Annotated in this window: 2 protein-coding genes; one reads left to right on the top strand and one right to left on the bottom strand. The window is 71.4% G+C overall.

The annotated features are described in order from the left end of the window. Window positions 1-205, top strand: a 205-nt coding sequence (locus tag DSY14_RS28055) for a response regulator transcription factor (protein ID WP_211719598.1), incomplete at its 5' end; no start/stop codon positions are given. 81 nt (window positions 206-286) lie between these two features. On the opposite strand, the gene DSY14_RS28050 is transcribed toward DSY14_RS28055, so the two are convergent. After that, window positions 287-559, bottom strand: a 273-nt coding sequence (locus DSY14_RS28050) for an alpha/beta fold hydrolase (protein ID WP_374224074.1), incomplete at its 5' end; no start/stop codon positions are given.

Below are 559 nucleotides of genomic sequence, written 5' to 3'. Positions count from 1 at the left end.
GCCCGAGGTGGGGGCGTTGACCGAACGCGAGCGTGAGGTGGTGGCTTTGGTGGGCGAGGGGCTCAGTAACGACGAGATCGCCCGACGGTTGGTGGTCTCCCCCGCCACGGCGCGCACGCACGTGTCCCGGGCGATGGTCAAGTGGGGTGCTCGGGACCGCGCCCAACTGGTGGTGTTCGCCTTCCGTGCGGGGTTGGCGCGCTGAGCCGGTGCGGTCGGTGACCGATCCTGGACACGCGCCGGCGGCGCGTGTCCAGGATCGGTCGCGTGCGCGGCACGGAAGGTGTCACAGGGCGCGGAAGCGGTCCAGGGCACGGGTGAGGGCTTCACCCACGCCGGTGACGTTGGTGGTGTGGGCGGCGTCGTCGACGATGACGAGTTCTGCGGCCGGCCAGCGTGCGGCCAGGTCGTAGGCGGTGTCGCTGGGGCCGCTGATGTCCAGGCGGCCGTTGATCAGCACGGCGGGCAGGTGGGCGATGCTCGTCACGCCCTCCAGAAGTCGCCCGGGGCTCAGGAAGCAGGCGTGGGACCAGTAGTGGGTGACCAGGCGGGCGAAGGT

The organism is Nocardiopsis sp. MG754419 (genome assembly GCF_018207095.1).
Lineage (GTDB): Bacteria > Actinomycetota > Actinomycetes > Streptosporangiales > Streptosporangiaceae > Nocardiopsis.
This window is presented reverse-complemented; position numbering and strand designations above follow the sequence as displayed.